The organism is Nostoc sp., assembly GCF_036919815.1.
Lineage (GTDB): Bacteria > Cyanobacteriota > Cyanobacteriia > Cyanobacteriales > Nostocaceae > Nostoc.
Window position 1 is genome coordinate 156641 of record NZ_JBALCE010000011.1, and the last position, 6192, is coordinate 162832.

At 43.2% G+C, this 6192-nt stretch carries 5 protein-coding genes and 1 pseudogene; 4 read left to right on the forward strand and 2 right to left on the reverse strand.

Going from position 1 to position 6192, the window contains the following annotated elements:
- Positions 1 to 70 precede the first annotated feature (70 nt).
- From rpsU to V7K15_RS04030, 4 genes are all read left to right on the forward strand, one after another.
- The gene (rpsU, locus tag V7K15_RS04015) at positions 71 to 259 is read left to right on the forward strand and encodes a 30S ribosomal protein S21 (RefSeq protein ID WP_012407716.1); all 189 of its coding nucleotides are present in this window, start codon (positions 71 to 73) and stop codon (positions 257 to 259) included.
- Positions 260 to 382: 123 nt separating this feature from the next.
- Positions 383 to 2143 carry a serine/threonine protein kinase gene (locus V7K15_RS04020; RefSeq protein ID WP_334903202.1) on the forward strand — a complete coding sequence of 587 codons (1761 nt, stop codon included), beginning with the start codon at positions 383 to 385 and terminating at the stop codon, positions 2141 to 2143.
- Positions 2144 to 2594: 451 nt separating this feature from the next.
- Positions 2595 to 3158, forward strand: coding sequence for a pentapeptide repeat-containing protein (locus V7K15_RS04025; protein WP_334903204.1), 564 nt, complete (start codon positions 2595 to 2597; stop codon positions 3156 to 3158).
- A 208-nt stretch (positions 3159 to 3366) separates the two neighbouring features.
- Positions 3367 to 4551 (forward strand): M20 family metallopeptidase, encoded by a 1185-nt coding sequence (locus V7K15_RS04030; RefSeq protein ID WP_334903206.1) that lies wholly within the window; start codon positions 3367 to 3369, stop codon positions 4549 to 4551.
- Positions 4552 to 4641: 90 nt separating this feature from the next.
- On the opposite strand, the gene V7K15_RS04035 is transcribed toward V7K15_RS04030, so the two are convergent.
- Entirely contained in the window at positions 4642 to 5685 is a 1044-nt protein-coding gene (locus tag V7K15_RS04035) for a hemerythrin domain-containing protein (RefSeq protein ID WP_334903208.1), read from the reverse strand.
- A gap of 277 nt (positions 5686 to 5962) precedes the next feature.
- Positions 5963 to 6192, reverse strand: a pseudogene (locus tag V7K15_RS04040) (hypothetical protein); the annotation flags it as partial.

Sequence of the window (6192 nt, forward strand, 5' to 3'; positions counted from 1 at the left end):
TGTTTGCGGAAGTCCTGGCACTGTTACTACCTGCATACCCATTGATTAAGTCAACTTAGTAGGAGAGATAATGACCCAAGTAATTGTAGGTGACAATGAACACATTGAGTCAGCCTTACGACGATTTAAGCGAGAAGTTTCCAAGGCTGGAATTTTTCCAGACATGAGAAAGCATCGTCATTTTGAAACGCCCCTAGAAAAACGCAAGCGCAAAGAAGTTGCCAAGCACAGACAGAGTAAGAGAAGTTTTCGTAATTAAGGGCTGACATAAATATAAACGAATGCCCTCATAGCTTTTATGAGAGCATTCGTTTTGCCTATTTTAAAATCAGGAAACCTAAAGAAACGCTAAAATCAAGTCAGCCTTTGTATTGTAGCGGTTGTGTCCCACATCACTCAGAGGGCGGTTCACTGCATAAATCCTGATTGTCAACGTCCTTATCCTCAGCCTTGGGGAAACAAATTTTGCAACAGCTGTGGCGCACCGCTAGAGCTGTTAGACCGCTATGTTCCACTTCAGCCGTTGGGGTCGGGAGGATTTGCTCAAATCTACACGGTTTGGGATGAAAAAACTCAAACCGAGAAAGTACTGAAAGTGTTGGTAGAAGATTCACCAAAGGCACTGGAATTATTTACCCAAGAGGCGGCGGTTTTATCTAACTTGCAGCATCCGGGTGTCCCTAGAGTCGATGCTGATGGATATTTTCACGTAAACTTGTTTAATCCCAAACCGCACCAACTGCCTTGCCTGGTAATGGAAAAAATTAATGGGCGGACTTTAGAGGAGATATTAAAAAAGTTTCCCCAAGGGTGTCCAGAGGATTTGGTTTTAAACTGGTTTGCCCAAGCTGTACAAATTTTACAGGAATTACACAAACGTCAGATTATTCACCGGGATATCAAACCCTCTAATTTAATGCTAGGCACCTCTTCGTCAACTGTAACCCGATCCCAAGGGCAAATAGAGGGCGATCGCGTGGTACTAATTGATTTTGGTGGGGCAAAACAATTTAGCCCCTCTAAGCTGCGTTCTCAGTCTAGTTCCACGCGATTATTTTCTTCTGGCTACAGTCCACCAGAACAAGTGACTGGAGGGATTGTTAGACCGAGTGCTGATTTTTATGCCCTTGGTCGAACGATAATTGAACTACTAACAGGCAAATACCCGCTAGAGTTGGAAGATCAGCAAACGGGTAAATTGCACTGGCGAACTGCGGTGAATGTCAACCCGCAATTAGCAGATTTGCTAGATGAGATGGTGGAGGCGGATGTGCGATCGCGTCCGGCAAATGCAGCGATAATTCAAAAACGATTGGCGAAGATTTCTCAATCATTACCGCCGCCAGGGTTGTTTTCCCACCTGCGAGACAACCTTAAGCAAGCCTCAACGCAAGCTTACCAGAAATTTACAGTGCTAAAGTTAGCTATTGAACAAGTTTTAGCTAATTTTAGCCAAGCTGTAACTAAAACCGTTGTTTTCATCGCTCAGACAATCATCAAAATTTTCCAAGCTTGTTTGGCGACGATTTGGGCGATAATCCTGAGTAGTATCGGCGCTTGTTTTGGTGCGATTGCTGGTTTTATTTTGGCCTATCGCACCAGCTTGGGGCATCGGGTTGTGGAATTTCTTGGGAGTCAGCTAAACCAATTAGTGCCAAATACTCAACCCCACTTCGGGGCAGATATTTTGGTGTTTGTCGCCGCAGGCTGGGGAACCGCTTGGGGGCTGACAGTATCCGGGTGTTTTGGTCAACGGCGGCGCTTTTTAGTGGCGTCGCTGATGGGTATAGTTAGCTATGGCTTCGGCTGGTTGATTTTGCAATTAATCACCCCAAAAGATAGCGGTGAGGGCTTAGTGGCAGTGATTTTAGTGGCAGTTTCCCTACTCACCTTGAGTTTAGGTCTTCGCAGCCATCATATAGTGTACGCTGTGTTCGCTGCCTTTGGTAGTGCGATCGGCTATGCACTTTTGATTCTTTTGAAGTTAGCACCTGCTATCTTGCAATTATCTAGTCAACCAGGCTGGTCGGAGTTATACCAGCCTCTGATTTTTTTTGGTTCTGTGGGCTTCTTTGTCAGCTTCTGGTTAGGAGTGAGTTACTACCTAATTGTGCCTGGATTGCGCCTTTTGGGATGGCGTTAAAATAATTCGTAATTCGTCAGGACTTACGCAAACAATAGCTGAAATCCTGATTTTTAGGTAGAGGCAATACCCTGCGGGTTCGCGTAGCGTTCCGTAGGAAAGCTAAAGCTACATGAATTGCCTCTACTGCGTGTAGTTTTGGGTAAGTCCTATTCGTAATTCGTAATTCGTAATTAATCAAGTGCCCAAAAACAAGATCCCCCTAGCTCGATAAAAAATCGACTAGGGGGATCACATATTTGGTAGTCTATAATTGGTTCGGTATACTTGCCTACAAATCGATTCTATAGCCTAGATTTCGGTTTGAGTAGTTTTACCATTAGAATTCATACTACTTTTACACATTCTTAATCAATGCTTCATCCCTGTTCTTCCTTAGAGAAGTGGTATATGTAAGTATGACAGTACGCAATGTGCGTAATTTGTCAAATTGTGAATATCTGTAAAAAATATGAAACTCAAGATTGTCGCTACCGTCGCCCTGTTAGCTTGTTTCGGGTTTGCAGAGCCGAGCCTTGCATTAAATCAGCTAGACTTGGATCAGTTGAAGGCAACAAGTACCTGTCCCCGGTGTAATTTGAGTGGTGCTGACCTAACTAAACTGAATCTAAGTGGAGCAAATTTGCGAGGGGCTGACTTGAGCAGCGCTACATTATCTCAAGCTAATCTCACCAATGCCGATCTCACCGGTGCAAATTTAGAAAGTGCTATTTTGAATTCGGCGAATCTCAGTGGTGCTTCCTTAACAGGTGCCAATTTGAAATCAGCATCCCTGGAAAATGCCGATCTATCTTATGCCGGTTTCATCAGCGCCAATTTAGAAGCAGCAAACTTAAAAAATGCTAATTTGCAGTTTACCAATTTTCGGGGGGCTAACTTCCGACTAACAACTCTGGCTAATGGTGTCGTCACCTCCGACAAACCCTATGGCTGGTCGTTAGAGCGTCAAAATCTCAGAGAATGTAATGAGTTCAAACCCGAAAATACCCGAGGCACAACCTGTTATTCCAAATAAACTGGGCATTGAGTATTGGGCATTGATTATTAATTCATCTCCCACGCTGCGGGTTCGCGTAGCGTTCCGTAGGAAAGCTAAAGCTACATCTCCCTTATCTTCCCGTCCACCTTTGCTTGTTCTCAACTCTCGTTGTAGTATGCCAAAAGCATTTTGTTTGTTAACAGTTCTTTATCATGGGAAAAAAGGCTGGAGATTAATTTAATCAATGCTTACCCGTATTAAAGACTTAGCAGCAAAACTAGCACCCCGCTTAATTGAAATTCGCCGCCACATCCACTCTCACCCAGAACTTAGCGGTCAGGAGTACCAAACAGCAGCCTTCGTAGCTGGTGTTCTGTCTTCCAGTGGGCTACACGTCCAAGAGGGAGTCGGCAAAACCGGCGTGATTGGAGAACTGCAAGGCACTAGCCAAAATGACCGTTTATTGGCAATTCGCACCGATATGGATGCCTTACCAATTCAAGAGGGCACCAATTTGGAATATGCCTCTCGCGCAGATGGTATTATGCACGCTTGCGGTCATGATGTCCACACTACAGTGGGGTTAGGAACGGCAATGGTGCTGTCCCAAGTTACAGAGGATTTGGGTGGGAAAGTGCGGTTTTTATTTCAGCCCGCCGAGGAAATTGCCCAAGGCGCAAGCTGGATGGTGAAAGATGGGGCGATGGAAAATGTCTCGGCTTTATTAGGGGTTCATGTTTTCCCTTCTATACCCGCAGGTTCTATTGGCGTGCGTTATGGGGCATTGACAGCCGCCGCTGATGATTTAGAAATTCTGATTATGGGAGAATCTGGGCACGGGGCGCGTCCCCATGAAGCGATTGATGCAATTTGGATTGCTTGCCAAATTATTACTGCACTGCAACAAGCAATCAGCCGCACCCAAAATCCCTTGCGTCCTGTAGTATTGAGCATCGGGAAGATTAACGGTGGTAGAGCGCCGAATATAATTGCGGATAAAGTGCAGTTATTGGGAACCGTGCGATCGCTCCATCCCGAAAGCCGTGCCCAGCTCCCAAACTGGATTGAAAATATTGTATCTAATCTCTGTGATACCTACGGGGCAAAGTATCAAGTCAATTATCGCCAAGGCGTACCCAGTGTCCAAAATGATTACGCCCTAACGCAATTGTTGCAATCAGCCGCAGAAGAAGCTTGGAGTTGCGATCGCGTTCAAGTCTTACCCGAACCTTCCCTTGGGTCTGAAGATTTTTCAATGTATTTGGAACACGTCCCCGGTTCCATGTTTCGCTTGGGTGTAGGCTACAAAGAAAGAATTATTAACCACCCATTACATCATCCCCAATTTGAAGTCGATGAATCTGCGATTATTACCGGGGTTGTAACTATGGCATACACCGCTTATAAATACTGTCAGCAAAATTTGTAAATAAAAAGTCCCAGCAGATAAGTGCTGGGACTTTTTGTTTAACTAACCTTTTTTAGCGGATATCGAAAGCCCGAAAGCCCACGATACATTTTATTCAGTAACAACACCGAGTTTTTGTTGAATTCGAGTCTTAGCAGCTTTGAATTCAGTAGCAAGTTGTTCACTTTGCTCAGTGGTCAAGTTGTTACGAATGGCAGCAAACATTGTGGTTTCTTCTTGACGAATATGATCCCCAAGTTTAGCCAATAGCTCTTTGGCTTTATCTTTGAATTGGGGTGAAGATGGGCTAAGAGCCTTAATTTCCTCTAACGCCAGTTTCGCATGAGCTTGTTCATCAAACAGTTCTTGGGTGTTTTCTTGACCGTAGAAAGGACGTACTCTTGGATAGACTACTTCCTCTTCAGCTTCCGAATGGGCAGTTAAATCTTTGTAAATTTGACCAAAGTATTCTTGGATCTTTTGTGGATCATTGCTTTGCAGCAGTTCGGTGAACAGGGTATTTACCTTGCCGTGATCGAGGCGGATGACATCTTGGATATTTAGATCCTTTTTGTCGCTGGTTTGGGTAACAGCACTACCTACCACACCACTGACTGCCGCCATAGCATCCTGGACTCGTGCCCAAATTCCTTGATCTGCATCTTGTCCAGTGAGTTCGCGGACACCTAGAACCTCCAGAATACCTTTGAGTTGCTCTTGGTGAGCGCGGTTTTCAAAGTTAATTGTATTCAAAGGTGCGATCGCTAGCAAAATGTCAGCACCAACTTTTTGAGCAGCTTTGTGAACTATCAAGCCACTCATTACTAGTTGATGTTTGAGCAATTCATGCTGAGATACTTTTTCATACAGGCTCAACTCAGAACCTTTAAACAATTCGCCAGCTTTTTCAATGAATTGTGTAACAGTTTTTTTGGGTTCAGCCTGAATGCCATACTGACCAATTACAGTTTCCAGAACGCCAAGATTTTTTTCATCATCATTGATGAAATTCCGAATGCGATCGGCAATTTCGGTATCAAGTCCTTCTTTCAAAAGCAATTTCTCATTTTCAATTACTAACTTTTGCAGTGCTTTGATACTTGCCAATTTTACAGCAATAGCATTGCGTTTCGTATCATCTAAAGTAGTTACCATCCGTGTTCTCCTCGGCAGTGTTCATAATTCTTAACTTATATAACCTTGACATAGAAGTTAGGTATATTGCCTCTTTCTTTTGAGCGATCGCTCTCACAACTCTGGGTAGATAAACATAACTTTTCGTTACAAACTCTGTTTTTCTACCTTTATATAGATATAAATTTAAATCTGTATTCTATCCCCAGGCAGATTAATTTTTAATGCTAGTTTTATATTATAATTAAATATTTTTGATAAATCTAAAAACTTACAATATTAATAATCTAAGATTTCCTTAAAAACGCTCTTTTAAATCCACCTCAGTAGGGCGTTTTGCAAATTGCTCATGGCTATAAATCCACACAAGCTTGATTACACAATCAGTTGTATTGACTAAATACATTAATCTAATTTGTCCTGAAGCGCCTTTAGAGGTTGTTTGAAAAGTGATATGTTGTGATTTTAATCGAATTGTTACCCCCCTTAATCCCCCCTTGTAAAGGGGGGAAACAAGAAAAATTCGGT